Raw genomic sequence first — 25,757 nt, 5'->3', positions numbered from 1 at the left:
TCCCCTTTACCCGGATTCACAATCCGATGTTAATCGAAGTCTGGCTCGAAAACGGCGTGATCAAAGATGCTTTCATTTCCGACACCTTATACCGCGGATTCGAAGAAATCTTAATCGGCCGCCCGGCCACTGATATGCCCTATTATACCCAGCGCATCTGCGGCATTTGCTCCTCCGCTCACGCGATGGCGGCCAGCCTTGCGGTGGAACAAGCCCTGGCCATGGAAGTGCCGCCGAACGGCCAACTCCTGCGCAACCTGATCGTGGCGGGGGACTATATTCAGAATCACATCCGCCATCTTTATCTAATGGCCATGCTCGACTATTTTAAAGGGCCGGAGATCGCGCCTTTTACTCCTCATCTCGAGGGGGATATCCGTCTCAGTCAACAGGAGAATGAACGCATGACTGAGCACTATTTCCAATCGATCGAAATCTCCCGTTTAGCCCATGCCGCCTATGGCGTCTTTGGCGGCAAAGCCCCCCACGGTCATGGCATTGTACCCGGAGGAGTGACCATGGACATTAACGCGGAGCGAATCAACCGTTATCGCGGCTTTTTGGAAGAGATTCTGGACTTTATTTATAAGATCATGATACCGGACGTGGAATTGATCGCACAACGCTACCCGGAATATGTGGACCTTGGACGCAGCTCAGGCAATTATTTTTCCGTCGGTGCTTTTCCCGGTTTGGATGGCAGTCATCTCTTCCCCAGCGGGGTGGTCCTAAACGGAGAGCGCACGGAGTTTGATCAAGGATTAGTAACTGAAGACGTGACAACTGCCTGGTATAAGCAGACAGGCCCTGTCCATCCCATGGAGGAAACCACCGTCCCTGACCGGGGTCAACCTAAAGGGTACACATGGATTAAAGCCCCGCGTTACCAGGGGGAGCCGATGGAGGTTGGCCCTCTCGCCCGTTTCGTAATCGCTAAAGAAAAAGTGATCGGTTATGGTGCTATCGGCCGCTTATGGGCCCGCACCATGGAAACCAAAAAAATCGCCGAAGCGGCGATGCTCTGGCTTACCCAACTCCACCCGGGTGCTGAAACCTTGAACACACATAAAGGACAAGCCTCGGGCACGGGAATTGGTCTCTTCGAGGCCATGCGCGGTGCCCTCGGGCACTGGATCAAGGTCGAGGACGGTCGGGTAAAAAACTATCAGATCGTTACCCCCTCAGCCTGGAACTTTAGTTCCCGCGATGACAAGGGCAAGCGCAGTGTCGGAGAAAACATCCTGCTCGGGCTGACTTCCCGCACGGATGAGCTCAAAGAAGGCGGGCGCTTGATCCGTTCCTTAGATCCTTGCTTTTCTTGCACGGTACACCTTCTGGAAGGGGATAAAATACGTTCTTTGGATATTGAGGTTTAAGCAATATGGACAAAAACAAAGTGACTCCAACCCAGCCCTTGGTCGTAAGAATTTTTCATTGGGGCTTTGCCTTAAGCATGGTCATGATCGTTCTGACCGGATTTGAACTGCACAGCCCGTTCACTTTCCTGGCCTTTAACTATGGCAACGTGTTTGTCGTACACATGACCTTCGCCTGGCTCGCCCTCGGCTTCGTCAGCCTGAGAATTGTGGATGCGTTCATACGCAAAGATACTTCCTTCATTCCAAAGCTCTCGGATTTCAGGGGATTTGTAGGAGTTCTGGCATATTACTTATTTCTGCGCGATTCCCTGCCTCCCGGAGAAAAATACAACAGCGGGCAAAAGTTTATTTTTTTCTCCTGGTTCATCGTCTTTGCGGTAGCAACCCTACTCGGCATTGCCACTTATTTCATGGGCGAATATCTGGTATGGGTCTGGCGTTTAGTTGGTGGGTGGCAGATCGTGCGCACGGTTAAATTCCTTGCAGCGGTATATTTTAGCGCCACCATTCTCGTCCATATTTACTTAAGCTTCACCGAAGACTTAAGTCGCCTGCAAGCCATGATAACCGGATATGAGCGGCAGGAGCCGTAACTTAGTCAGATGGAAATCATATCCCGTCTGAGCGGCCAGGACTGAGGCACGGGTCTGAAAACCAATTCGAACGCCTTTCTATCCTTTCATACAAAATAAAGCCTCCCTAACCTGAAAATGGAGGGAAGCTTCGATTCGCTAGCGTCTCTTTATGAACTTATTACCTATTCCCATTCGCTTAACACATTGCGCAAGATTTTCCCGGAGCGGGTCATCGGAAGCTTATCTCTCACACTGACTTTGATCTTAAGGGCTATCCCAAAGTTGAATTGCTCACGTAGATATTCCTGAACCTCACGGACAAAATCACTCAATCTTGATTCGTCCAGCCTGGAACGAATCAGCTTAACCTCATCCTCATCTAAGGCTAAGAAAACCTTGAGCAGCGGCTGCTGCCGGTAACGGCACTCCGAGATAACCCCGGCCTCCAGAACGCCGGGAAATTCCAGCAAGGCGGACTCAATCCGGGCATAACTGATATACTGCTCCAGCATGATCCCGTCGCGCTGGCGGCCGTCCAATTGACCCATTTCATCCTGAAGCACCGCACCCATGCAAGTTCCCATCTTCAACCCTGCTTTCTGTGTAAACTCCTCCTGTTAACATTATACTTTTTAACGCAGGAAATTTTAATGAATGTTCCGTCAATTAACAAAATCAACAGGTGAACGGTCGATTTCCCTGGCTAAACACATCCCTGGCTAAAAGCGGTTCCCTGGCGTAAATTTCCTGGTATAATAATGATACTTTTCCGCCCGATATTGGTTATAATGTAGGGTAGGATTAATCGCAAACATTGCCACATGAAGAAGGGAAGATTGGTTTTGGCCTTACATATTCATTTTGTCGGAATCAAAGGAACAGGCATGAGCGCTTTGGCGCAAGTGAGCTCGAAAATTGAAGGAGCAACGATTTCCGGGTCCGATGTGGAAGAACGGTTTTTTACAGATGCAGTTTTAGAGCGGGCCCAAATTCGCGTATTAAGCTTTGCTCCGGAAAATGTGGATAAGGCTGATTTGGTCGTAGCCTCGGCCGCTTATACCAAGGACCATCCGGAGATTGCCCGGGCCTTGGAGCTTAAGATTCCTGTGCTTTCCTACCCTCAATACTTGGGACGCCTGATGTCAAAAAAACGGGGAATCGCGGTCGCCGGAACCCACGGCAAAACCACCACCACCGCCATGATCGGACTGGTCCTGCTGCAAGCGGGTATTGACCCAACCATTGTTGTGGGCAGCGATGTCCCCAGCATCGGGGGCAATGCCTACTCCGGACACGGGGAATTCTTCCTGGCGGAATCTTGTGAGTACCGCCGCCATTTCCTTAACTATTCTCCGGAATATCTGATCATTACCAACATTGAATTTGACCATCCGGATTATTTTAAAGACCTTGACGATGTCGTCGATGCTTTTCGCGAGTTAGCCGCTAAAATTCCGCCCAGCGGCCGCACCTTTGTCTGGGCCGAGGATCCTAACCGCGCCGCGATTAATAGCCCGGCGCCGGTGACAACCTTTGGTTTTTCCGAAGGGGCGGATATCCGGGCGGCCGATATTGTGTTTCATGATCAGGGAAGCTCATTTAAAGTCATGATCGGGGGCACGGATGCCGGAACGCTCGAGCTGCATGTGGCCGGGAAGCATAACATCTTAAATGCTTTGGCTGCCATCGCCCTCTGCCGGGAAATCGGGATTCCCCTGAACCAGATCTTCGGGAGTTTGGCGCAATTCAATGGCACCAAACGCCGCTTTGAACATATCGGCAACCGGGACGGCGCCCTGATTGTGGATGACTACGCCCACCACCCGACTGAAATCCGCACCACACTCGAAGGGGCGCGCCTATCCTATCCGGGCCGCCGCATCCGGGCCATTTTCCAGCCCCATACCTTTACCCGCACGGAAAAGCTCTTGGAGGAATTCTCGCTCGCCTTCGGTTCGGCGGATGAGGTCGTGATCGCTGAGATTTTCGCTTCCGCCCGCGAGCAAAATCTCCATACCCTGTCCTCATCCGTCCTGGCGGAACTCATTCAAAAGCAGGGCATTCAGGTCCGCTATTTCTCCACCCTGGATGACATCAAAACCTATGTGGCGGAAACCATCGCACCCCAGGATCTAGTGCTAACCCTAGGCGCGGGGGACATCTATAAAGTGGGCCAGGGTCTCGTCGTCTAGACTTAAGAAGGGCTTTGCATCTCACTCAAGAAATGCAAAGCCCTTTTCGCATTATTCATTAGCCGTGAGCGTTTGAATCCCGGCCAGTATCTCCTCCCAGTTATGACAGCGCGTTACCCCTTGTGCAGTATCTTCCCGGTTGTAGCTCGCATCGAGAAGGAACACCGGTACCCCCACAGCCGCAATCGCCTTGGCATTTTTCATGTAGTCCTCGACAAATACTTTCATGTCCCACTGTTCGACCATATCAACTTTACTTTTGAAACCGGTAAACAGGACATGTTCAAAGGGAATTCCATGCTTTTCGAACCATTTCAAGGTAACTCCTTTTTCCTCCGGGGTTCGGGCCGTGACATAAACAATCTCATGCCCATCCCGGATTAAACTTTCGATCCCCTCTTTCGCTCCTTTGACCGGCTGCGGCAGCCCGAGCAAAGTCTCAACATTTTTTACGAAAAAGTCATTCATATCATCCCACGGCACATCAAAGAGGAGATGCATTTCATAATCCGTAATGGCCGTGATATTTTTTTGGTAATGCCTGTTTAACTCCTGAAGCCAAAGAGGGTAACTGTCGCAGACCACGCCGTCAATATCTACCCCAATGCGCATTAATCCAACCTCGCAAGCCGCGGCAGCTCTAAGGACGGCGGCAGATGCCGTTTGTGCTCGCTCTGGCGGTGCATAGTCTCGATCTTCTCTCGCGCCGTTGGAGGCACCTCTTCTCCAAGCAAATAGCGGTCGATCAGGTCATAGGTTATTCCCATCTCCGACTCATCCGTCTGTCCCGGCCATAGTCCCGCCGTCGGCACCCGGTTGGCTATCTTATCAGGCAATCTCAGGGCTTTAGCCCAAGCGCGGACTTCTGTTTTCGTCAGGGAACTGATCGGCAGCAGGTCAACCCCGCCGTCTCCGTATTTGGTGAAATACCCGGTATAGCTTTCAGGTGCATTATCTGTGCCCACGACTAAATAGTTGAGGGCATTGGCAACCGCATACAGAGTGGACATGCGCAGGCGTGCCTTCAGGTTGCCCTGGCTCAGACGCTTGAGGTCGGGGTTATGCCCAAAGCGGGCCAACTCTTTTTCCACTTGCCCCATAATGAGCGTATGGGGTTCGCCCAGATCGATCTCGAGTGCGGGCAAATCAAAGGTGCGCGCCACCAGCAACGCGTCTTCGCGGTCCTCCGGACTGGAATGGCTGGGCATAATCACACCGATAGAGTTATCCGGAAACGCCCGTTTGCAAAGCCCGGCGACCACAGCTGAATCTACTCCTCCTGAAATCCCCATGACTAAGCCTTTGCTGCCGGCCACACCTGTTTGCTCTCTCAGCCACTCGACTGCGCTGGCAATGCGCTCCTCCAGTTCTTGTTCACTCCACATCCTTAATTCCTCCTTTTTCATTATTCTCAACTTTATTATTCACTTCCAGCAAAAGGTTTTGCCTCAACTCAAACAGTTTCAAAGATAAGTCCACAATGTAACGATGGGGATTGGTCAGACGTTTGACTTCATCCCATAAAGTGCTCATCTCCTGGCGGGAATACTCCTGGATTTGCCCAAGACTGGGCAGGTCATACACCCTCTGCCCCTGCCTGAAGACCGGCACCATGAGCTCCCGGGTGCGGAAATTTCTCAAAGTCTTGCGTTTCCAAGTCTGAAGCGGGTCAAAAATCGTCAGCTCTTTTTCCTGCTCAAAATTTTCCTCCTCAAGGGCAATCAGGTCGGCCATCGCTTTCCCGTCGCGGTTATAGAACCTGACCACTTTTTTCACCCCGGGGTTGGTGATTTTGGTGATATTCTCAGATACTTTAAGACGCGGCTCCAGCTTGTTGGCATCTCCTTCAGCGGCCAGCTTATACACCCCGCCCAGGGCCGGAGATTCCTTGGAAGTAATGAGATGCGTGCCCACACCCCAGGTATCGATCGCCGCACCTTGCGCCCGGATAGCCCAAATCGTCTCTTCGTCCAGGTCGTTGGATCCTACAATAATCGCCTTGGTTAGGCCGGCATGGTCCAGCATCTTACGGGCCTCACGTGAAAGGTAAGCCAGATCCCCGCTGTCAATCCTGATTCCGAGGAAATGATGCCCTTCCTGCTCCAACTCCAGTCCCACTTTGATGGCATTCGGGACTCCCGACTTCAAGACATTATAGGTGTCGACCAAAAGCAGGCACTGTTCCGGGAAAGAGCGGGCATACGCCCGGAAAGCTTCCAGTTCCGACGGAAAACATTGAACCCAGCTGTGGGCCATTGTTCCGGCCACAGGGATCCCAAAACGGCGTCCGGCCAGAACATTTGATGTGGCCTGACACCCTCCCACAAAAGCGGCCCGAGCTCCTAAGACTCCGGCATCCGGACCCTGGGCGCGTCTTAAGCCGAACTCCATGACCTTGCCCCCGCCCGCTGCTGCAACCACTCTTGAAGCTTTGGTCGCAATCAAGGTTTCAAAGTTCACTAAATTCAGCAGGGTCGTCTCTAAGATTTGCGCTTCGAAAATCCGCGCTTTGACCCGAACCAAGGGTTCATGCGGAAACACGACCGTCCCCTCGGGAATAGCATCGATATCCCCGCTAAAGTGAAAATCCTGCAAAGCCTGAAGAAAACTTTCGCGGAAAATCCCCAAACTTCTTAGGTAAGCCAGATCCTCTTCACTGAATCGAAGATTTTCTATGTATTCCACCACTTGCTCCAACCCGGCCGCGACGGCGTAGCCGCTCCCCTGGGGCAAGGTACGGAAGAACAAATCAAAGACTGCCATTTTATCCTGACATCCATTTTCCATATACCCTTGGGTCATCGTCAACTGGTAGAGATCCGTGAGCATCGTCAGGTTTTGCATTGATAAACCCTCTTTTCTTCAATCACCATTTTTAAGTATATAGAATTCAGTAGTCAGGAGCCAGGAGTCAGGAGAAATAGACATATTTCAATTTTTTTGGTTATTAGCCGGTTCTCTTATTCTGAATTCTGAATTCCGACTCCTGAGTACCATTATATGTTATAACATGCAGCCGGATCTGTGAAAACATGCGTAGGAATGATATTCGACTATTTCCGAGCTTTTCTTGACTTAATTCTTGTTAATTCATGTCTGAAATCAAGACTTATCCCAAGCTTATCCACAAGTTTACAGAAGTTATCCCTGGTTTTTTCGCGTTAATCCACATATTTATCCACAGTATTCACAGTTTTTCGTTGCCTTTTGTGGATAACCCTTAAGCTCAAAACCGCTTCAAGGCTAAAATTAAGCACTTGCTAAACCCTATACCGGTATCAGAAACACAATATTCTCTGTAATCTACGTTATAATTAGTTTAACTCGCCCAAAAACGACATAACTATTCTAAAAGTGCGTTCAGTTTCTCCCGGCTCTGGGCAATTACCTGAGCGACCACCTCAGGAGCCGGGCCTCCCACAACTTTACGGGCCCGGACACACTGCTCAATCTTGATTTCCGCAAACAAATCGTCGGCAAAAACAGGCGAAAAGCCGCGGTATTCAGTCAAGGTCATTTCTTCGAGTCCCAGCCCGCGCTTGCTGCAGTGCAAGACGATCCGTCCGATTATTTCATGAGCTTCCCTAAAGGGGACTCCTTTTTTGGCGAGATAATCCGCCAAATCGGTGGCATTGGTGAAACCGCCTTTGGCTCCCTGAGCCATTACGTCTTTATTTACCCGCATTGTCCTGAGCATCCCTTCCACCACCAGGAGAGACTTCTGCAGGGTATCCACGGCATCAAAGACCCGTTCTTTGTCTTCCTGCATATCTTTGTTATAAGCCAGAGGCAGTCCTTTCATCACCGTTAGCAGAGCCATTAGATCCCCATAGACCCTGCCGGTTTTTCCTCTCACTAATTCAGCCACATCCGGGTTTTTCTTCTGAGGCATGATGCTGGAACCGGTCGCATAACCGTCATCCATGATCACAAACTGAAATTCCCCGCTCGACCATAGAACCAATTCTTCACACAAGCGGCTTAAGTGCATCATCGCGATAGAAGCTGCCGCCATAAATTCAAGCGCAAAGTCCCGGTCACTGACCCCGTCCAGGCTGTTGAGCGTGATTCCGTCAAACCCAAGTTCCTTAGCCACCATTTCCCGGTCCAGGTGGAAAGTCGTCCCGGCCAAAGCTCCGGAACCAAGCGGGGACATATTTAAGCGTTTGCGCCCATCTTTCAGGCGCTCGAGATCCCTTAAAAACATCTGGACATAGGCCATGAGGTGATGGGCCAGCGTGATCGGCTGAGCTTTCTGCAAATGAGTATAACCCGGCATCCAGGTCTCCAGGTGATCCTCGGCCGCTTTTAAGAGGGTATGGATTAAAGCGGCCAGCAACTCCTGAGTCCGGTCGGTTTCCTCCCGCAGGAACAGCCTTAGGTCAAGCGCCACCTGGTCATTGCGGCTGCGGGCGGTATGGAGCTTTTTGCCCACTGCTCCGACTCTCTCAGTCAGAATCTTTTCCACATTCATATGTATATCTTCCGCACCGATTTCGAATTCAACCTTGCCTGCGCGAATGTCAGCGAGAATCTCCCCCAAGGCTTGGATAATCGTATCCGCTTCTTCCGGTTCCAAGACCCCGATCTTGCCCAACATGCGCGCATGCGCGATGCTTCCCTCGATATCCTGTTTATACAGGCGCTGGTCGAACGAAATCGAGGAGTGGAAGTCTTCCACCAGCGCATCGGTCGTTTTTTCAAAACGTCCTCCCCAAAGTTTCATGCATATTCTTCCTTTCATATGCGGTCTGGGTATTATTGTACACCATTTTGTTCGAAAACTTAAGCGATGACTTGCCCACGAATAAAGAAGCTATTTCATTATGACTTATTCCATTCAAAAAAAACCTACACCTGGTGGTTTCTCCGGGTGTAGGCTGCTAGATTACATGCTATTCCCCCTGCAGCGGCTCAATGAACACATCCATAATTCCGCCGCAAACCATACCGTCCTCCTCTGCGATGTCATGAGTTAAGTTTACATGAACCAAGACGGGTTTTTGAGTACGAAGCGCCTGAAAGGCGTGCTGGCGCACTTCCGATTCTCCGCAGCCGCCGCCAATCGTTCCGGCCGTACGCCCATCCCGGTAAAAGAGCACCTGAGCACCCGCTTTCCTGGGGGTGGAGCCTTTGGTGGCCACGATCGTGGCTAAAGCGGCCTCTTCTCCCTGATTTAACCCTAAAATCGCTTCCACCACTTTACTGTCCACCTTTTTTCCCCCCGCCTTTCGTCTTCAGTCCCACACTGTAGCCTAAACGGTTGACCATAATTATTTCAGCCATAATGCTGACAGCTATTTCCTCCGGAGTCTGGGCCCCGATATCCAGTCCTATCGGAGTATAAACCCGATCCAGCACCTCTTCTTCCCAGCCGCCGGCTCGTAATTCTTCGAACAAGGCGGCAATTTTGCGCCTGCTGCCGATCATTCCCGTATAGGCCGCCGGGGTCTTGGCGAAAAGTTCCTCCAGACAGATCCGGTCATGGCGGTGGCCGCGCGTTACTACGATGACATAGGTGCTTAGGTCAATGACTTGGCTGCGGATGGCTTTCTGAAAATCCTCACAGATCACGTGGTCAACCTGGGGAAAACGCCCGGGATTGGCAAATGACAGGCGGTCATCGATGACGGTCACTTCATACCCCACCAGCTTACCCAAAGAAGCCAGAGGCAGGGCGATATGCCCCCCACCTAAAATAAGCAAACGAGCCTGAGGAATAATCGGATCGATGAAAACCTGAATCGTTGTCCCCTGCCAACTGGCCTCAACTGTTTTGGGGGTCCTCGCCTTGATGCTCTTAAAAATCTCCTCTTGCAGCCTTTGAAAAAGGTCAGGATCCATTGCGCCCAGAAGATCCTGTCCGTCATGATCAGCCACAAATTTCGTACCGGGAGGACAAAGCTCCGGGGAACCGCTGATCACTGTTCCCACCGCACCCGCTCGGTTTGCTTGCACGATGGAATTAATCAGAGAATAGGTTTGTTTCATATCCTCTTACCTGCCTTAAGATTAAACTTCTATCCCTTATTTTAGATCGGAATTTTTGTCCTTATGACGTAGCCAATTGCAGAATATGCTCGAGCGAGAAACTAATTTGAATTAAGCCTTTACCACCAGGCCGGGGTACCACCAGAAACTTATACAGTAAGCCGTCTTGGGCCCGCCGGATGATCGGCGTCACCACCATAGGTTCCCTGCCTGCAAGCACTTGCGCGTAGCGCGGATTGAATTTGAGCAAATTAAGTCCTTCAAATTCTTTTTCAGTGCAGAGCTCAATCGCGCCTTCGGTGTCTGTGAGATAGACTACATCCAGCTCCAACTCCTGGGCAAGCTCTTGTAAGCGGGTACGTGTCACCGCTTCCTGTACGTCCGCAGCCACAATTTTTTGGACCCTGTTCCACATCGTGCGTTCCATCGCCTGAGTCGCAACCCATTGCTGCATTTCATCCGCTTGCTTGAGCAAATGCTGCAGGTGCATGACAACTCCATCGATGCTTTGGCTCTGTTGCTCTAAGCCGACACTGATTTCTTGGCTGCCAAGGGCGACTTCTTTGGCATTCGCGCTTAACTGCTCGATGGCATCAGCAAATTCCTGGGTCTGGTACGTAATTCCCCGGCTTACACTGACAACCTCGTCAAAGGACGCAACCACCTTAGACGTAATGTCAGAGACCGCTTCAAACAGTCCCCCGGCCTCTTTCATGGCTTTAACTCCCGCTTCTGTTTTATCCAAAGCCAAGGAACTGGTCTCCCGTACCCGCACGATCCCGCTTTCCACTTCTGCAATGGTGGCGCGGATTTGGGTCACCGTATCCGCAGACCGGTTGGCCAGTTTCTTGACCTGTGCTGCCACGACATTAAACCCGTTACCTTCCTGATTGGCCCGCGCCGCTTCGATGGCGGCATTAAGCGCCAGAAGGTCTGTTTGCTTGGCCAGATTCCCAATCAATCCGGCCATTCCGCTTATTCCCCGGGATAATTGCAGCAATGACTCGGCCGCGTTAACGGTTTTACGGACTTCTTCCTCTATTGCTTCCAAGTAGTGCGTTGAGCTTAGAGTCACTGCCTTCCCTTGCTCAACTGCGCGGGCCGCCCGTTCAATTTCCGGAGCCAGTACCTGAGTTTGCTCCGCTACTTGATTGGCCTGAATATTAAGCGTTTGAGCAAAATGGCTCATCTTTTCCGCCGTCGCGGCCTGTTCCTGGTTAGTAGCACTGATGGCTGAGGAACTGGCGGAAACTTGATTGGCGCTGCTGGCTATTTCATCAACTGCTTTGGAAATTTCCGAACCGGCTTCATTCACTTTTAGAGCAAGCTGGGTTACCGGTCCGAAAAAGCCCTTGAGCGCCGCCTGCAGTTTCTGCACAGGAAGGGCAATTCCTGCTGCCGGCCCACGTGGAACTTTAACTTCTGCAAATAAATCTCCGTGTGCCAATTCTTCTACCATGGCGCTTAGTTTCCGCACCGGCTTTTCATATAGTTTACTGAAAAACCAGAAAACAAGCAAGATGCTGCCTATCATTATGATCAAACGCAGCCACCATCCGAGCGCAACAGCTTGTCCCAGTATAAAAGCAACAACCTGGCTAAAAAGAAGCACAAGGAACAAAATTACCCTTGTGCTGTGTGAGGTTGACACTTTCGGCATAAAAGCACCTCTCTCTGTTATTCGAACCATAGCTGCGCCTTAGCCTCTTAATCAGCGCATTTTCATACCCTATCAGCGAACTTTGAATTTGCTCTAACCGGTCTACTCCGCATACAGCGGGAAGCGTGCGCTCAGCTCCTGCACGCGGGCCCGGGCTTCGGCGTACACGGTTTCGCCGGCATTCTCCGCTAGAACGAGATTGATAATGGCCGCGATTTCACTCATTCCGGCTGTATCAAAGCCGCGGGTCGTTGCAGCCGGTGTGCCGATGCGAATTCCGCTGGTCACGAACGGGCTTTCCGTGTCAAAAGGCACCGCATTTTTGTTGACCGTGATCCCAATTTCATCCAGCCGGTGTTCCGCTTCTTTCCCGGTTAATTTTTTGTTGCGCAGATCCACCAGCATTAGATGGTTGTCCGTTCCTCCGGAGGTTAATTCAAAGCCATACCCGACCAGAGCTTGGGCCAGCTCACTCGCGTTTTTCACCACATTCTGCTGGTATACCTTAAACTCCGGCTGAAGCGCTTCTTTCAAAGCCACGGCTTTGGCTGCAATTACATGCTCCAGCGGTCCGCCCTGAATTCCGGGGAAGATCGCTTTATCCACCGCAGCGGCATATTCCCCGCGGCAAAGGATCATCCCACCGCGCGGCCCGCGCAAAGTTTTATGGGTAGTTGTTGTTACAAAATCGGCATAGGGCACCGGAGACGGATGAAGGCCTGTAGCCACCAGTCCGGCGATATGGGCCATATCCACCATGAACAAAGCCCCTACCTTGTCAGCAATTTCGCGGAACCTCGGGAAATTAATGATTCGCGGATAAGCACTGGCCCCGGCCACAATCATGCGCGGCTTATGAGTTAAGGCCAATTGTTCCAATTCGTCATAATCGATCATCCCGGTCTCACGGCTGACCCCGTAAGGAATGAAGTTAAAATATTTTCCGGAAATATTAACCGGGCTGCCATGGGTCAAGTGCCCCCCATGGGCTAAATTCATACCTAAAATCGTATCTCCGGGATTAAGCATGGCGAAATAGACCGCCGTGTTGGCCTGCGCGCCCGAATGGGGCTGGACATTGGCATGCTCCGCCTGGAACAGCTTCTTAGCCCGGGTGCGGGCTAATTCCTCAATCTGGTCGACAAATTCGCAGCCCCCGTAATAGCGTTTCCCCGGATACCCTTCCGCATATTTGTTGGTTAAGATGGTCCCTTGGGCCGCCATCACTGCCGGGCTGACAAAGTTCTCCGAGGCAATCAGCTCAATATTGTGGCGCTGCCGCTCCAACTCTTGGCCAATGAGGCTGCTAAGCTCCGGATCAAATTCTTTTAATTTATAATCGCCGTTAAACATCTCTTAATCCCCTTCTCAAAGTTTTTATCTTTATCATTATTTCCGGTACGCCGTTCCTGCCAAGGGCAGGCTGCGCCGGATTTTCCCGTCATATTTGTAATAAGCCGCTGCCACTGCCGGAGCCGCCGGGATGGTAGAAATTTCTCCGATGCCTTTGGCGCCATAAGCGAGCGGGGACGGGTTTTTCTCGATCAGAATCGTTTCCACTTCCGGCATGTCGGTGGAACGCAGGAGTCCCAGGGTTCCGTACTTAACCTTTGGCACCCCTTTATCCAAGGGGAAATCTTCGCGCAAAGCATAACCGAGGCCCATCGCCACTCCGCCCTCAACTTGCCCTTCAATCGCTTTCGGGTTAATAGCGCGCCCGATGTCATGGGCAGCTACGACCTTCTCGACCTTGCCGGCCTCATTCAGAATCACGACTTGAGTGGCATAACTGAAGGCCACATGGTTAACCGGGTTAGCCTTGTCCGAACTGAGCGGGTCGGTCTTGCCGAAATACTCCCCGTAAAATTCCCGGCCCTCAAGCTCGCTAAGGTTCGCTTGATCCAGAGCCTGCTGCAGCTTGAGCGCCGCCTGGCGCGCCGCCTCTCCGGTGAAAAGGGTCTGGCGGGAAGCGGTCGTGGTTCCCGAATTCGGGGTCAGAAAAGTATCCGGCGCGGCCACTTCGATCAACTCCGGCCCCAGCCCGGTGGCTTCATGCACAATCTGGGTAAGAACCGTGGCCAGCCCTTGGCCGATACAGGCGGCGCCGGTTAAGACCAACACTTTGCCGCTTTCAACTTTAAGATTAACCCGGCCAACATCCGCCAGCCCCACCCCGATTCCGGTATTTTTCAAGGCGCAGGCAATTCCGGCATACGGATGGGATTCATACACTTCGCGCACGGCCAGGAGAGTCTCCTTAATCGCAGTGCCCTCATCCGCAATCTGTCCGGTCGCCATGGTTAGACCGGGCTCCAGGGCATTTCGGAAACGCATCTCCCAGGGAGAGATCCCGACTTTTTCGGCCAATTCATCGAGGTTTAATTCACAGGCAAAGGCGGACTGAGGTACGCCAAACCCTCGGAAAGCGCCTGCTGGCGGGTTATTCGTGTAAACACAGTGGCCAAGGATATCGGCATTGGGCACATGGTACGGCCCGCCCACATGGGTGCAGGCCCGCTCCAGTACCGCCGATCCGAGAGAGGCATAAGCACCGGTATCGGCTACGATTCTGGCCCGGATAGCGGTGATTTTCCCGTCGGCATCACAGCCGGTGGTCAGTTCAATCTCCATGGCGTGGCGTTTGGGATGCACCAGAATACTTTCCTGCCTGGTCAGAGTCAGTTTAACCGGTTTGTTTGTTTTCTGTGCCAAAAGCGCTGCATGATGCTGAACACTTAAGTCTTCTTTACCCCCGAAGCCGCCGCCAACCAGTTTGCTGATGACACGCACCTTATTCTCAGGCAAACCGAGGATCGACACCAGACCGTGCAGGTCATCATACACGTTCTGATCGGCCACGTAGACGGTGATCCCGCCGTCTGCCTCCGGCACCGCCAGAGCGCTCTCCGGTTCCATAAAAGCGTGTTCCGTAGGCGGAGTCTGGTAGCGGTTGGTCACGACATGGGCCGAGCGAGCCAGGGCTTCATCCACGTTACCTCGCTGAACCTTGGTTGTACTCAGGAGGTTTCCTTTGGGATGAATGTTCGGGGCTCCGTCCGCCAGAGCAGCAGCCGGGGCTGTTATAGGCTCCAGTTCTTCATACTCCACTTTAATTAAAGATAAAGCGGCCCGGGCTTCTTTCTTGGTGCGGGCCGCAACCAGCACCAGGGCATCCCCGATATAGCGGGTTTCTTCCCCGACCGCCACCAGGGCCGGCCAATCATGGAAGATGTGGCCCCAGTAGCGCTCACCCGGCACATCTGCCGCCGTCATGACCGCTTCCACTCCCGGAGCAGTCTCGGCTGCGCTTACATCAATCCCTTTAATCAAGGCCCGGGCGGACGGAGCACGCAAAACCGCTCCGTACAGCATGTCTTCCACGAACATGTCATCCACGTATTCTCCGGTGCCCAGGGTTTTGGCCTTGGCATCCACGCGCGTTAAACTGCTTCCAATTCCGGCGGATGCTGTGGTTTTAGGCTTTAGCTCGCCCCGCAGCACCTGGGCCGCCATCTGAATGGCCTTTTCGATCTTAACATACCCGGTGCAGCGGCAGATATTGCCCCGGATTGCTTCTTTAATTTCCTGGGTAGATGGATTGGGATTGGTATCAATGAGACCTTTGGCACTGATCACCATGCCCGGGATGCAAAAACCGCACTGCACCGCTCCGGCCTCGGCAAAAGCCCAGCTATACGCTTCTTGTTCCGTCTCAGACAGGCCTTCCACCGTCACCAGCTTTTTGCCCGCTGCTTTCGAGACGGTGAGCACGCACGCCCGCATTTTTTTGCCGTCCACCAGGATGGTGCAGGCTCCGCAGGCTCCTTCCCCACAGCCGTTTTTGAGGGAGGTGAGGTGCAAATGATCGCGCAAATATTCCAGTAGGTTCAGGTCTTCTGCGGTTGTGTAGTTTTTCCCATTAATGTTCAATGAAAACATCATTCTCCCACCTTTCTGACGCTGATAATATTCAGCAAGGCAGCTGCCCGGTCTTAGACCGGTGCAGCGTCATTGCTTCAAGGCCTGGGTTGGAACGCTTTCCGGGGAAGATAGACCCCTCCCGGAGATCCGGAAGCCAACTGCCCATCAGCCACAACTTGACTTCCACGCAAGAATACATGCCGGGCTTTGCCGGATTGCGGGAATCCCTCAAATGGAGTGTAATCGACATGATGGGTCTGGGTTTGGGCGGAAATCACTCCCGTTGCGCCGGGATCCCATACCACCAGATCCGCGTCACTCCCCGGAGCAATCGTGCCCTTGCGCGGATAAAGCCCGAAAAGCTTGGCCGGTTCGGTAGCTGTCAGGGCTACCAGCCGGTTCAAGCTAATCTTCCCAGGAACTACACCGTAGGTATACATTAAAGCGATGCGGTTTTCCACACCCGGCATTCCGTTCGGAATTTTACTGAAATCCGAACGGCCCGCCTCTTTCTGTCCTTTATAGTTAAAAGAACAGTGATCAGTTGCAACTGTATGAATGAACCCGTTTTGCAAGCCGCGCCAAAGACTTGTCTGATTGGCTATTGGTCTTAACGGCGGGGAAATAACGTATTTTGCCCCATCAAACCCTTCGAGGCGGTAGCGGCTGTCATCCAGGAGCAAGTATTGGGGACAGGTTTCCGCGTATACTTCAACTCCCCGTTTTTTGCCTTCAATCACCGCGTTCAGCGCACTCTCGCATGTTAAATGGACAACATAAAGAGGAGCTTGGGCTATTTCCGCCAGGGCGACGGCGCGCGCAGTGGCCTCCGCCTCAACTTCCGGCGGCCGGCTCAGAGGATGGTAAGCCGGTGCCGTCTGTCCCTGGGCCAGAGCTTCCTTAATCAATTCATCCACCACGTCTCCATTCTCACAATGAAGAGCAATGAGAGCACCTGCTTTTTTGGCCTGGCGCAATGCCTGAAGCAGGACGGAATCATCCGCCTGGAGCACATGCTTGTAGGCCATGTATAACTTAAAGGACGTGACCCCTTTCGTTGCCGCTAATTCCTCCATTTCAGCGGCAATCTCTTCAGACCAGTCCGTAATTGCCATATGAAACGCATAATCGGCGTAAGACTTCCCCTGAGCCTTGCGCTGCCAGTTGTCAAACGCCTGGGTTAAAGTTTCTCCTTTAAACTGAGTCGCAAAATCGATTACTGTGGTCGTGCCGCCCACAATTGCGGCTCGGGTGCCGCTTTCAAAATCATCGGCCGTGACCGTTTCCCCCACCGGCAAGTCAAAATGCGTGTGGGCATCAATCCCACCCGGGAGGAGATAGCAGCCTTCGATATTCAGGACCTCATCCTGGGGCTGAGCGAGATTAGAACCAAGCGCAGCCACTTTGTCTCCTTCGATCCGGACATCGGCTTGATATTCGTCCGCTGCGGTCACCACCGTGCCCCCACGCAAAACTATGCCCATGGTCATCTTCCTTTGTCTTATAAGATATTCTTACTGGTAGTAGTCAGGAGTCAGACTCCCATGCCGCTATGCGGCACCACTGATGAATGAAAATAGCCAAGGTGCATTACCCGCTCACCACGCGCCGGAGCTGTTCGCTTGTTGATTCAGCTACAGCGCCAAACCTTAGGGTAATACCTGAAGTGAACCGTGACGCTGCTTAACGCTGAATCAACTGCGCTCTCGACGCTCCTCTGCTCTACGGTTCGCTAAGTAATTGCCCCTCGTCTATTTTCAGGGCAGGAGACAGGAGTCAGGAGAACGAAAACAGAAGCTGTTTTTATTCTGAGTACTGACTCCTGAATTCTGAATACTGATTGAGTACTGACTCCTGAATTCTGAATTCTTATCCTTAAGGATAAATATGCGTACCCGTCTTGCCAGTGACTGCATCTTCCAGAGACTCGGGATTCGTGATAATTGCCTGTTTGCCGCCCCGCTCCAGGAACTTGATGACCGCCAGAATTTTAGGCAGCATGCTGCCCGGCGCGAAATGGTTTTCAGTGACATACTGTTTTAATTCGGCTAAAGTGACCCTATCCAGGGCTTTTTCATCCGGCTTGCCGAAGTTTAGGTAAACTTTCGGCACTCCGGTCGAGATGATTAAGACGTCGGCTTTAATATCAGATGCAAGTGCGCTCGAGGCAAAATCTTTGTCAATAACCGCATCAATTCCGGAAAAGGTGCCGTCTGCCTCCCGGACAACAGGAATGCCGCCGCCGCCTACACCGATGACACAATAACCGTCGCGCACCAGCTTACTGATCACGTCTTTTTCCACAATTTCCTGCGGGAGCGGGGAAGCAACAACCCGGCGGTAGCCGCGCCCGGCGTCATTCACCATCACCCAGTCAGGATTCTCGTTTTTAAGCGCCTCGGCTTGTTCTTCGGTATAGAAGGAACCAATCGGCTTGCTTGGTTTTGCAAAAGCGGGATCAGCCTTATCCACCACAACCTGGGTTACAACCGTAACCGCAGATTTGTTTAGGCCTCGTTTTTTGAATTCATTGTCCAGAGCCTGCTGAATTTGGTAGCCAATCGCCCCTTGGGTGTCAGCTCCACAGCTTACCAGAGGAACCCGGTGCATATGGGCCACCCCGCTGGCTATCTCTGAACGGAGCAAGATGAACCCGACTTGCGGGCCGTTGCCATGGGTCACAATCACCTCATAACCCTGTTCAATCATCCCCGCGATGTGTTTAGCGGTTTCACAGACCGCAGCATACTGGTCTTCCACACTTTGGTGGGCATTGTCGCGGATCAGGGAATTGCCGCCGATGGCGATGACTGCTAGTTTACTCACGTTGATCCACCACTTTCTCCTCCGGTACAGTTACATATCTTCACTACGCTTAAGTTTCCTTTATCTTCCGCCCATCAAAAGGGTCATGACTGCCTTGGCAGTGTGCAGGCGGTTTTCAGCCTCATCATAAATAATTGAATGCGGTCCGTCGATGACTGAGTCTTCCACTTCGTTGTTGCGGTCGGCAGGCAGCGCATGCATATACATCACATCTTTGTCTGCGAGGGCCATTTTAGCTTCAGTACACTTCCAAGACCTCTGAGCCATGAGTTTGTCATCAACGACTTTGGCTGCCCCAACGGTGGTGGCGCCGGTTTGGTCGTTGACCCAGCTGCCCCAGTTTTTCGGAATCACGATGTGCGCGCCTTCATACGCTTCTTCTTCATTATTGGTCACAGTCACCGTGCCGCCGTATCTGGCCGCATTCTCTTTCGCTTGCTCGATTACCCAATCCGGAAGCTCCCAGCCTTTCGGATGTGCCAGGACAACATCCATGCCGTAGCGGGGGAAGAGAAGCACTTGAGATACAGGCACAGAAATCGGTTTCTTATGGCTCTCGGCATAGGCCCAGATGATGGAGACTTTAACTCGTTTCAGATCCCCGATTTTCTCTTTCATGGTCATGAGGTCAGCCAGGGCCTGGAACGGATGGTAGAGGTCGCACTGGAGGTTCATGACCGGAACCGTAGCCCATTTAGCCATTTCATTCAAGTACTTATTGCCGATGCCCCAGTTGCAATAGCGGGCAGCAATCCCGTGACCGAAGCGGGACAGGATGATCGCCGTGTCTTTGGCACTTTCTCCATGGGCAATCTGCATGCTGCTGGAATCAAGGAATCCGGCATGCCCGCCCAGTTGGGCAAGTCCTGCTTCCATGGAGTTCCGGGTGCGGGTGGATTGCTCAAAGAACATCAGGAACATGGATTGATTTTGCAGGTAGGGTGTCGGAATTCCCATTGCAAATTTCTTCTTTAAGTCCAGGGAAACTTCCAACATCGTGTCGACTTCTTCTTTGGTAAAATCCTCAAGGTTAATAAAGTGTCTGCCGCGGAAAATTGATTGCATTCTTAAATCTCCTCTCTTTATCTCATGCTTTTTTTCTATGGATATATTGAGCAAGGTAACTTGCTTTATTATTCTTCTGAGATTTAGCCCTTAATCTTCATTAAGTTTTCGGTAGTTGTAGGCATCTTGTCCACGTACTTCCCGAGATAGATCTGGGGAATCGCTGCATAGAGGGCGCAGGCCTTCACCAGTTCTTTCTTCCAAGTGCGTTCGTTCGGGAAGTGGGCTTCGGCTTCGTGGCCGGGACCAAATCCGATGCAAGGGATCCCATAACGGCCCATAATGGAAACCCCGTTGGTGGAGAAGGTCCACTTGTCAAGCACCGGTTCTTCCTTAAACAGCTCGCGGTAGGAATCCATCAAAGTTGAGCACAGAGGATGCTCTTCTTCAATCAGCCAGGTCGGGAAGTAGGATTCCGTCGGGTACACCAGGCCGGTATAAGAAGGACGCTCGTAAGTGTACATGCTGACTTCGGCTCCGGCAGCTTTCACCCCAGGCAGGTTGCGGATCTGGTTCAAAGCGTATTCCGCATCTTCCCCGGCCGTCAGCCGGCGGTCAATGGAGATGGTGCAGCTGTCTGCCACTGCGCAGCGCGAAGGAGAAGTAAAGAAGATCTCGGAAACGGTCAAGCTGCCTTTTCCCAGGAAGGGATGATCTTTTAAGTTCTCATGCAGGGCGCGCAATTCAATCAAGATGGGAGCCATCTTATAAATGGCATTGTCCCCGCGTTCCGGAGCCGAGCCATGGCAGCTTACCCCTTTGGTTGTAACCTTGATTTCCATGCGGCCGCGGTGTCCGCGGTAGATTTTACCGTCCGTGGGCTCAGTGCTGACCACAAATTCCGGGCGCAGCTTGTCTTCGTTAATGATGTACTGCCAGCAAAGGCCATCACAGTCTTCTTCTTGCACGGAACCCACAATGACCAAGGTGTAGTCATCTTCCAGGCCTAAGTCTTTGATGATTTTGCCGGCGTATACCATGGAAGCCATGCCGCCCTCTTGGTCACTTGCTCCGCGGCCGATAATCACTTCGTCGTCCTCATAGCCCTCATACGGGTCATATTTCCAGAGGCTTCTATCCCCTACACCTACGGTGTCGATATGGGCGTCCATAGCGATCACGTGTTTGCCATGGCCGATGTAACCGAGAATGTTGCCCATGGGGTCAATCTCGACTTTATCGAAACCCACTTTCTCCATTTCCTCTTTGATGCGCAAGACCACTTTTTCTTCCTGGCAGCTTTCGCTGGGAATCGCGATCATGTCACGCAGAAACTTAGTCATTTCCGGCTCGTACTTCTGTGCCAGTTCCAAAATTTTGGCAAAGTCCTTGTCCAATGCAAATACCCCTTTCTCGTGAATACTCTTTTCCAAGTACCATTAGTATTTACTCATTACCGTACTTTTTACTTAATATTTGCAAGAACTGTGCCAAACCAAAGCGTTGATGAAATGCGTATATTTTTTTTCAAACTAAAGCTCACACAAAGCTTAGCATCCAAATGCAATCGGCTGTGGCAAAGCAAGGTGAATCAGCGGGCTTAGTCTCAAATTGATACTTTCACCGTCTGGCTCAGTCGTTAACCTAGCCTAATCCCGCACCTAGACCAGGTTGGACCGATTCTAGTCTCATTATGATACGCAAGTCTAAATTTTTTACCCTTAAGCATAGGTGATATTTTCGTTAATGTTGTATTCCTTAATCTTGCGATAAAGCGTGGCCCGGCTGATGCCTAAAATCCTGGCCGCATCTTCTTTATGCCCGTCGGCAATGGCCAGAGCCAAAGCTTTCATGATCGCCTGCCGTTCCAGCGCTCTGAGATTAAGGGACAAGTCTTGAGCGTCAGATTTTCGCTCCGTCTTCAGCCGCTGGGGCAAAACCTCGGGGGTTATCCATTCTCCGGGGGCCATGGTCACGCAGTATTCAATCACATTCCCCAGTTCCCTGACATTCCCCGGCCAGGAATACTTGACCAGAACTTCCTCCGCTTCCGGGGAAATACCTTTAACCTCTTTCCCGGTCAGCTCAGAGTAATGCTCAAGATAGAACCGGATTAACGTGGGGATATCGTCCATCCGTTCGCGCAATGGGGGAATCGTCAAGGGGATGACATTTAGACGGTAAAACAAGTCTTCCCTAAACTCTCCCGCCGCCACCATTTTTTCCAAATCCCGGTTGGTGGCAGCAAGTACTCTGACATCCACAGGAATGGAGCGTGTGCTTCCAATCCGTTCCACCCTTCGTTCCTGGAGCACGCGCAGGAGCTTCACCTGAAGATGCAAAGACATATCCCCGATTTCATCCAGAAAAATCGTCCCTTGATGGGCGAGCTCAAATTTTCCCAGCTTACCCCCGCGGCGGGCACCGGTAAACGCACCCTCTTCATACCCGAAGAGTTCACTTTCCAGCAGGTTCTCAGGAATCGCGCCGCAGTTAAGGGCAATAAAAGCGTGGCCCTTCCGTTTACTGCTTTGATGAATGGCCCGGGCCAAAAGTTCTTTCCCGGTGCCGCTCTCACCCTGGATCAGGAGAGTGGCATTCGTGGGCGCCACTTGGAGCGCGATTTTCTTTAACTCAGCCATTTTTGCGGATGAACCGATGATTTCAGAGAAGCTGGTTTCGATTTCATTGACCGTCGCCTCTTTTACGATATTTTTAATCTGTTGCACATCGCGCAGAGTGATGACCGCACCCTCAATGGTTCCTTTTTTATTAATGGGTACAACATTGCAATAGAGCTGGGTGGCCACCCGTTTGCCTTTAGCCTGCCCGGAGAAGCCTTCCCCTTGCACCACTGATTTCCAAAAGCGTTTCTCGTCCAGTAACTGCGTTAATCCCGGCTGCTGGCCTTCTTCAATATCGAGCAGCTTGGCAGCCAAGGTATTGTAATGGGTCACTTGCTTTTCGTTATTGACGAGCAAAATACCGTCATGAAGCAGGTTCAAAACAGTCAAGAGCTGACTGGTGAGCAGTTCCCGCTCCCGGTTCTGGTAGTGTTCGACGACTTTGCCCACTAAGAGTACCGCCATTTTTTCCAAAAAGCGCAAAAGGGAATCTCTGTTTTCTTTAAGACGCTCTGTTTGCTCTTCGTCAAAACTTAAAAGTCCAATGGTTCCAATAATCTGGTCCTGAGCCCTAATGGGCATGGCCACCTCATAGAACTCAAGGCATTTTCCGCGCTTCACACAAGGCTGGCATAAGTCATTAAAACCAGGATTGTCGATAATCACCGGAATCCCGGTCTTCATCACATGCCGGTAGACAAATCCGTCATCCAGCGGGCGGTTGCACAGCTTACGGTATTTACCCGTACCGGCTATCCTGATTAAATCCGCATCCGCAATCTCAACTTCAAGCTTAAGCGCGGCAGCAATTGCGTCTGCCGTTTGTTGCACCGTGCTCTTGATGTCGCGTAGCTGGTACATATTATCCCCACCTAAAATAAGACTTCTGTATCAAATTGATACATTCTTACTTATTACTTCGCTTTTTTTATCGATTTTCCTTGACGTGTTCATAATTTTTTATCCTAGAAATGTTCTTATGTACTTAGAATTCAGTAGTCAGAATTCAGTAGACCCGGATAATCTCTCTTCTCTCTCCGGACTCCTACTGACTCCTGACTACTGGCTCCTGCCCTGTAACATGCCGGCAAGCTACCTTGCCCGCATCCTTCGCCGCGAAAGCAGTCTTTGTAGTTTGCGGCTTCGGCGATTGTCTCCACCGGAGACAATCGTACCACGCGCCGGATGCTCGAACAGCGTGAAGCTGTTCGCCGAAGGATCGAGCTTGTCGACTCGCTACCGCGCCAAACCTTTGGGTAATACCTGGAGTGAACCGTGGCGCGGCTTCACGCTTCGTCGACTGCGCTCACGACGCTCCTCTGCTCTACGGTTCGCTCCGCAAGGTAGCTTGCCTGTTACATTCATCAGTGGTGCTGCGTAGCAGCATGGAAGTCTGACTCCTCACTAACGAAAAGCAGGGAAGACTGTAAATCCTGTTCGGATTTTCACGTACTTCCCCTCTTAATCAAGTATCTGGATGATCCTCTATTAACGCGCAGCCGAAGGAACTTCCCCGTCCCACACAATCCTGCGGTATTTAACCGGATCCGTATCACCCTCCGTGCTGAAGAGGAGGATGTGCGAATGCTCGTTAAGTCCAAGGGCTGTGCGGGCTGCGCTTAAGCGTTCATCATTGGTCAAAGCCCACAAGAGCCCGGTTGTAACCGCTCCGGATTCCCCGGAAATCACTTTGGAATCCCTACCCAACGGATTGCCTAAAATCCGCATGCCTTTGGCGGCAATCTCATCCGGGCACGAGATGAACATATTGCTATAATCGCGCAGGATTCTCCAGCCGATGAGGTTCGGCTCCCCACAGGCGAGTCCGGCCATAATGGTATCCAAATCCCCGCCCACAACCCGGGGCTTGCCGTCGGCGGCTAGTGCCGAACGGTAAAGGCAAGCGGCCTTATTAGCCTCCACAACTACGGTTTGGGGCCGGGCCTCCCCGTATAATGAGGCAAAATAACCCTGAATCGTTCCGGCAAAAGCCCCTACACCGGCTTGCACAAAAACATGAGTGGGTTTATCCACGCCGAATTCGGGCAGCTGTTCTGTGACCTCTGCGGCCATCGTGCCATAACCCTGCATGATCCAGGTCGGAATCTCCTCGTAACCCTCCCAGGAAGTGTCCTGAACAAAAGCCCAGCCATTCTCTGCCGCTTTGGCCGCCGTCATGCGCACGGCATCATCATAGTTGAGATCCGTGATCCAGGCCTCAGCGCCTTCCGCTCTGATCTTTTCCAGGCGGTAAAAGGAAGACCCTTTAGGCATATAGACAATCGCCTTTTGCTTTAATTGCCTGGCGGTCCAAGCCAGCCCGCGCCCATGATTGCCGTCGGTTGTGGTCGCAAAGGTAATCTCGCCTAACTCTTCCTTTATCTCCGGCGAAGTGAGCACCGGAAACGGAAGCTCGCTCAGATCCCGGTTCAAGCGCTGGGCCAGGTATTTGGCGACGGCGTAAGAACCGCCCAAGGCCTTAAAGGCATTGAGACCGAAGCGGTGGGATTCATCTTTGACGTATACTCCCCCCACTCCCAAAGCCTTGGCCAAAGCCTTAAGGTTATGAAGCGGTGTCGGCTTATATTCTGGGAACGTACGATGGAATGCCCGGGCCTTGGCGATTTCTGTTGTATCAAAAAGAGCGGTCGACGTGCCCTCTCCGTATTTTTTCAGCATCCTGTTTTGAGCCCATTCTAATCCGGTGTAAGGAACAGCCTCCTCAGGTGCTTGCCAGCTGCTCTGAGTTTGCGTTGACATGGTATCTCCTCCTAAGTTAAATTCTTCACGTTATTGCACCTTAGGTTTTATGCAAATTCCATGCCAACATTTTACACCCATGTCAGGTAAGATATAAAAAAATGCGCACTCTACTATAAGCCAGAACAGTCTTCACCAGAGCATAAACATTCCACTCAGGACGAAGTTTTCTGTATCCTGTCTGGTTGCGGGGCAATGTTCATAAGACTTATAAGTTTATCACACTATCTCTTCGATTACCATATAATTACAGTGGAGGCTGTTTGAACAAGCCCGAAAAGTGAGGTGATTCTATGTACAACGACATGAACCATATTCACAGCTATGAAAATCCAACTTCTTTTGTCTTCGGTCACATTCATCATATGGCAGGAAAAACAGGTTATGGTGTACCTGCCGGTGGTTCACACATTCATTATTTTGAGGGAACAGCTACTTTTAATGATGGCCATGTTCATCACTATAGCGGCGTAACCGGTCTGTCCATTCCTTTACCTGGCGGAGGTCATGTCCATCGTTATACGGGGATTACCACCATTGATCACGGTCATTCTCATACGTTTTTTTCCGCCACAAGTAATGCGCAAACCTCGCATTTATTTGCGGATTACCGGTAGTCTATCGCCAGCGTCTTATCAGCCCAGGCGTACAGTGGCATTCCCGTTAGTCCCCATAAAGTCTCCAGTACGATACTGTCCGGTGGACAGTATCAAAAAAAGGAAGGTGACTCAAGGTAATTTGGGTCACCCCTTTAATCATAATCAGCATTTCCATTTATTCAAAGGAATATGATCTTTCCAAATTATCTTCTTTATTCCAAATTA

General features: G+C 51.6%; 20 protein-coding genes. 4 read left to right on the top strand and 16 right to left on the bottom strand.

The window, feature by feature from the left end:
• Positions 1-26 precede the first annotated feature (26 nt).
• Positions 27-1,376 carry a nickel-dependent hydrogenase large subunit gene (locus tag J0X21_RS11815; RefSeq protein ID WP_206812412.1) on the top strand — a complete coding sequence of 450 codons (1,350 nt, stop codon included), beginning with the start codon at positions 27-29 and terminating at the stop codon, positions 1,374-1,376.
• 5 nt (positions 1,377-1,381) lie between these two features.
• Positions 1,382-1,972, top strand: coding sequence for a cytochrome b/b6 domain-containing protein (locus tag J0X21_RS11810; RefSeq protein ID WP_206812411.1), 591 nt, complete (start codon positions 1,382-1,384; stop codon positions 1,970-1,972).
• Positions 1,973-2,136: 164 nt separating this feature from the next.
• Here J0X21_RS11810 and J0X21_RS11805 read toward each other — a convergent pair whose 3' ends face one another.
• Complete coding sequence (locus J0X21_RS11805; protein ID WP_206812410.1) at positions 2,137-2,538, bottom strand: AMP-binding enzyme; 402 nt, start codon at positions 2,536-2,538, stop codon at positions 2,137-2,139.
• Between the two features lie 258 nt (positions 2,539-2,796).
• On the opposite strand from J0X21_RS11805, the gene murC reads away from it, so the two are divergent.
• Positions 2,797-4,146, top strand: coding sequence for a UDP-N-acetylmuramate--L-alanine ligase (gene murC, locus J0X21_RS11800; RefSeq protein ID WP_206812409.1), 1,350 nt, complete (start codon positions 2,797-2,799; stop codon positions 4,144-4,146).
• A 51-nt stretch (positions 4,147-4,197) separates the two neighbouring features.
• On the opposite strand, the gene J0X21_RS11795 is transcribed toward murC, so the two are convergent.
• The 15 genes from J0X21_RS11795 to dpaL all read right to left on the bottom strand — a co-directional run bounded on the left by J0X21_RS11795 (position 4,198) and on the right by dpaL (position 24,933).
• Complete coding sequence (locus J0X21_RS11795; RefSeq protein WP_206812408.1) at positions 4,198-4,758, bottom strand: 5' nucleotidase, NT5C type; 561 nt, start codon at positions 4,756-4,758, stop codon at positions 4,198-4,200.
• Positions 4,758-5,531 carry an NAD(+) synthase gene (nadE, locus tag J0X21_RS11790; protein ID WP_206812407.1) on the bottom strand — a complete coding sequence of 258 codons (774 nt, stop codon included), beginning with the start codon at positions 5,529-5,531 and terminating at the stop codon, positions 4,758-4,760. The genes J0X21_RS11795 and nadE overlap by 1 nt, the downstream gene beginning before the upstream one ends.
• Complete coding sequence (locus J0X21_RS11785) at positions 5,521-6,990, bottom strand: nicotinate phosphoribosyltransferase (RefSeq protein ID WP_206812406.1); 1,470 nt, start codon at positions 6,988-6,990, stop codon at positions 5,521-5,523. Before J0X21_RS11785 ends, nadE begins: the two co-directional genes overlap by 11 nt.
• A gap of 499 nt (positions 6,991-7,489) precedes the next feature.
• The gene (gene argH, locus J0X21_RS11780; RefSeq protein ID WP_206812405.1) at positions 7,490-8,872 is read right to left on the bottom strand and encodes an argininosuccinate lyase; all 1,383 of its coding nucleotides are present in this window, start codon (positions 8,870-8,872) and stop codon (positions 7,490-7,492) included.
• Positions 8,873-9,041: 169 nt separating this feature from the next.
• Complete coding sequence (locus J0X21_RS11775) at positions 9,042-9,359, bottom strand: XdhC family protein (protein ID WP_206812404.1); 318 nt, start codon at positions 9,357-9,359, stop codon at positions 9,042-9,044.
• Positions 9,349-10,137: an XdhC family protein gene (locus tag J0X21_RS11770; RefSeq protein ID WP_206812403.1), complete on the bottom strand. Its 789-nt coding sequence runs from the start codon at positions 10,135-10,137 to the stop codon at positions 9,349-9,351. Before J0X21_RS11770 ends, J0X21_RS11775 begins: the two co-directional genes overlap by 11 nt.
• 61 nt (positions 10,138-10,198) lie before the next feature.
• Positions 10,199-11,797 (bottom strand): methyl-accepting chemotaxis protein, encoded by a 1,599-nt coding sequence (locus J0X21_RS11765; protein ID WP_206812402.1) that lies wholly within the window; start codon positions 11,795-11,797, stop codon positions 10,199-10,201.
• Between the two features lie 102 nt (positions 11,798-11,899).
• Positions 11,900-13,150 (bottom strand): serine hydroxymethyltransferase, encoded by a 1,251-nt coding sequence (locus tag J0X21_RS11760; protein WP_206812401.1) that lies wholly within the window; start codon positions 13,148-13,150, stop codon positions 11,900-11,902.
• Positions 13,151-13,186: 36 nt separating this feature from the next.
• Positions 13,187-15,736, bottom strand: coding sequence for a selenium-dependent xanthine dehydrogenase (gene xdh / locus J0X21_RS11755; protein ID WP_206812400.1), 2,550 nt, complete (start codon positions 15,734-15,736; stop codon positions 13,187-13,189).
• Between the two features lie 77 nt (positions 15,737-15,813).
• Positions 15,814-17,202, bottom strand: a complete 1,389-nt coding sequence (gene hydA, locus J0X21_RS11750; protein ID WP_206812399.1) for a dihydropyrimidinase — start codon at positions 17,200-17,202, stop codon at positions 15,814-15,816.
• Between the two features lie 391 nt (positions 17,203-17,593).
• Positions 17,594-18,544, bottom strand: a complete 951-nt coding sequence (gene arcC, locus J0X21_RS11745; protein WP_206812398.1) for a carbamate kinase — start codon at positions 18,542-18,544, stop codon at positions 17,594-17,596.
• Positions 18,545-18,604: 60 nt separating this feature from the next.
• Positions 18,605-19,609: an ornithine carbamoyltransferase gene (locus tag J0X21_RS11740; protein WP_206812397.1), complete on the bottom strand. Its 1,005-nt coding sequence runs from the start codon at positions 19,607-19,609 to the stop codon at positions 18,605-18,607.
• Between the two features lie 83 nt (positions 19,610-19,692).
• Entirely contained in the window at positions 19,693-20,946 is a 1,254-nt protein-coding gene (locus tag J0X21_RS11735) for a YgeY family selenium metabolism-linked hydrolase (RefSeq protein ID WP_206812396.1), read from the bottom strand.
• Positions 20,947-21,270: 324 nt separating this feature from the next.
• Positions 21,271-23,034: a sigma-54 interaction domain-containing protein gene (locus J0X21_RS11730; RefSeq protein WP_206812395.1), complete on the bottom strand. Its 1,764-nt coding sequence runs from the start codon at positions 23,032-23,034 to the stop codon at positions 21,271-21,273.
• Positions 23,035-23,661: 627 nt separating this feature from the next.
• Complete coding sequence (gene dpaL, locus J0X21_RS11725; RefSeq protein ID WP_268939403.1) at positions 23,662-24,933, bottom strand: diaminopropionate ammonia-lyase; 1,272 nt, start codon at positions 24,931-24,933, stop codon at positions 23,662-23,664.
• 293 nt (positions 24,934-25,226) lie between these two features.
• Here dpaL and J0X21_RS11720 point away from each other — a divergent pair, with 293 nt between their 5' ends.
• Positions 25,227-25,550, top strand: coding sequence for a YmaF family protein (locus J0X21_RS11720; RefSeq protein ID WP_206812394.1), 324 nt, complete (start codon positions 25,227-25,229; stop codon positions 25,548-25,550).
• Positions 25,551-25,757 lie beyond the last annotated feature (207 nt).

Origin of the sequence: Paradesulfitobacterium ferrireducens (assembly GCF_017310645.1) — a bacterium.
Classification (GTDB): domain Bacteria; phylum Bacillota; class Desulfitobacteriia; order Desulfitobacteriales; family Desulfitobacteriaceae; genus Paradesulfitobacterium; species Paradesulfitobacterium ferrireducens.
The sequence above is the reverse complement of the archived record's forward strand: the minus strand, read 5'-3'. Positions and strand labels throughout refer to the sequence as shown.

Excerpts from the sequence above, each read along its gene's own strand:
- argH (WP_206812405.1), bottom strand. The coding sequence starts at position 8,872 with ATGAAACTTTGGGGAGGACGTTTTGAAAAAACGACCGATGCGCTGGTG.
- J0X21_RS11770 (WP_206812403.1), bottom strand. The coding sequence starts at position 10,137 with ATGAAACAAACCTATTCTCTGATTAATTCCATCGTGCAAGCAAACCGA.
- hydA (WP_206812399.1), bottom strand. The coding sequence starts at position 17,202 with ATGGGCATAGTTTTGCGTGGGGGCACGGTGGTGACCGCAGCGGACGAA.
- J0X21_RS11760 (WP_206812401.1), bottom strand. The coding sequence starts at position 13,150 with ATGTTTAACGGCGATTATAAATTAAAAGAATTTGATCCGGAGCTTAGC.
- J0X21_RS11740 (WP_206812397.1), bottom strand. The coding sequence starts at position 19,609 with ATGCAATCAATTTTCCGCGGCAGACACTTTATTAACCTTGAGGATTTT.
- J0X21_RS11810 (WP_206812411.1), top strand. The coding sequence starts at position 1,382 with ATGGACAAAAACAAAGTGACTCCAACCCAGCCCTTGGTCGTAAGAATT.
- nadE (WP_206812407.1), bottom strand. The coding sequence starts at position 5,531 with ATGTGGAGTGAACAAGAACTGGAGGAGCGCATTGCCAGCGCAGTCGAG.
- J0X21_RS11785 (WP_206812406.1), bottom strand. The coding sequence starts at position 6,990 with ATGCAAAACCTGACGATGCTCACGGATCTCTACCAGTTGACGATGACC.
- J0X21_RS11805 (WP_206812410.1), bottom strand. The coding sequence starts at position 2,538 with ATGGGAACTTGCATGGGTGCGGTGCTTCAGGATGAAATGGGTCAATTG.
- J0X21_RS11730 (WP_206812395.1), bottom strand. The coding sequence starts at position 23,034 with ATGTACCAGCTACGCGACATCAAGAGCACGGTGCAACAAACGGCAGAC.
- J0X21_RS11815 (WP_206812412.1), top strand. The coding sequence starts at position 27 with ATGTTAATCGAAGTCTGGCTCGAAAACGGCGTGATCAAAGATGCTTTC.
- J0X21_RS11720 (WP_206812394.1), top strand. The coding sequence starts at position 25,227 with ATGTACAACGACATGAACCATATTCACAGCTATGAAAATCCAACTTCT.
- xdh (WP_206812400.1), bottom strand. The coding sequence starts at position 15,736 with ATGTTTTCATTGAACATTAATGGGAAAAACTACACAACCGCAGAAGAC.
- dpaL (WP_268939403.1), bottom strand. The coding sequence starts at position 24,933 with ATGTCAACGCAAACTCAGAGCAGCTGGCAAGCACCTGAGGAGGCTGTT.
- J0X21_RS11795 (WP_206812408.1), bottom strand. The coding sequence starts at position 4,758 with ATGCGCATTGGGGTAGATATTGACGGCGTGGTCTGCGACAGTTACCCT.
- J0X21_RS11765 (WP_206812402.1), bottom strand. The coding sequence starts at position 11,797 with ATGCCGAAAGTGTCAACCTCACACAGCACAAGGGTAATTTTGTTCCTT.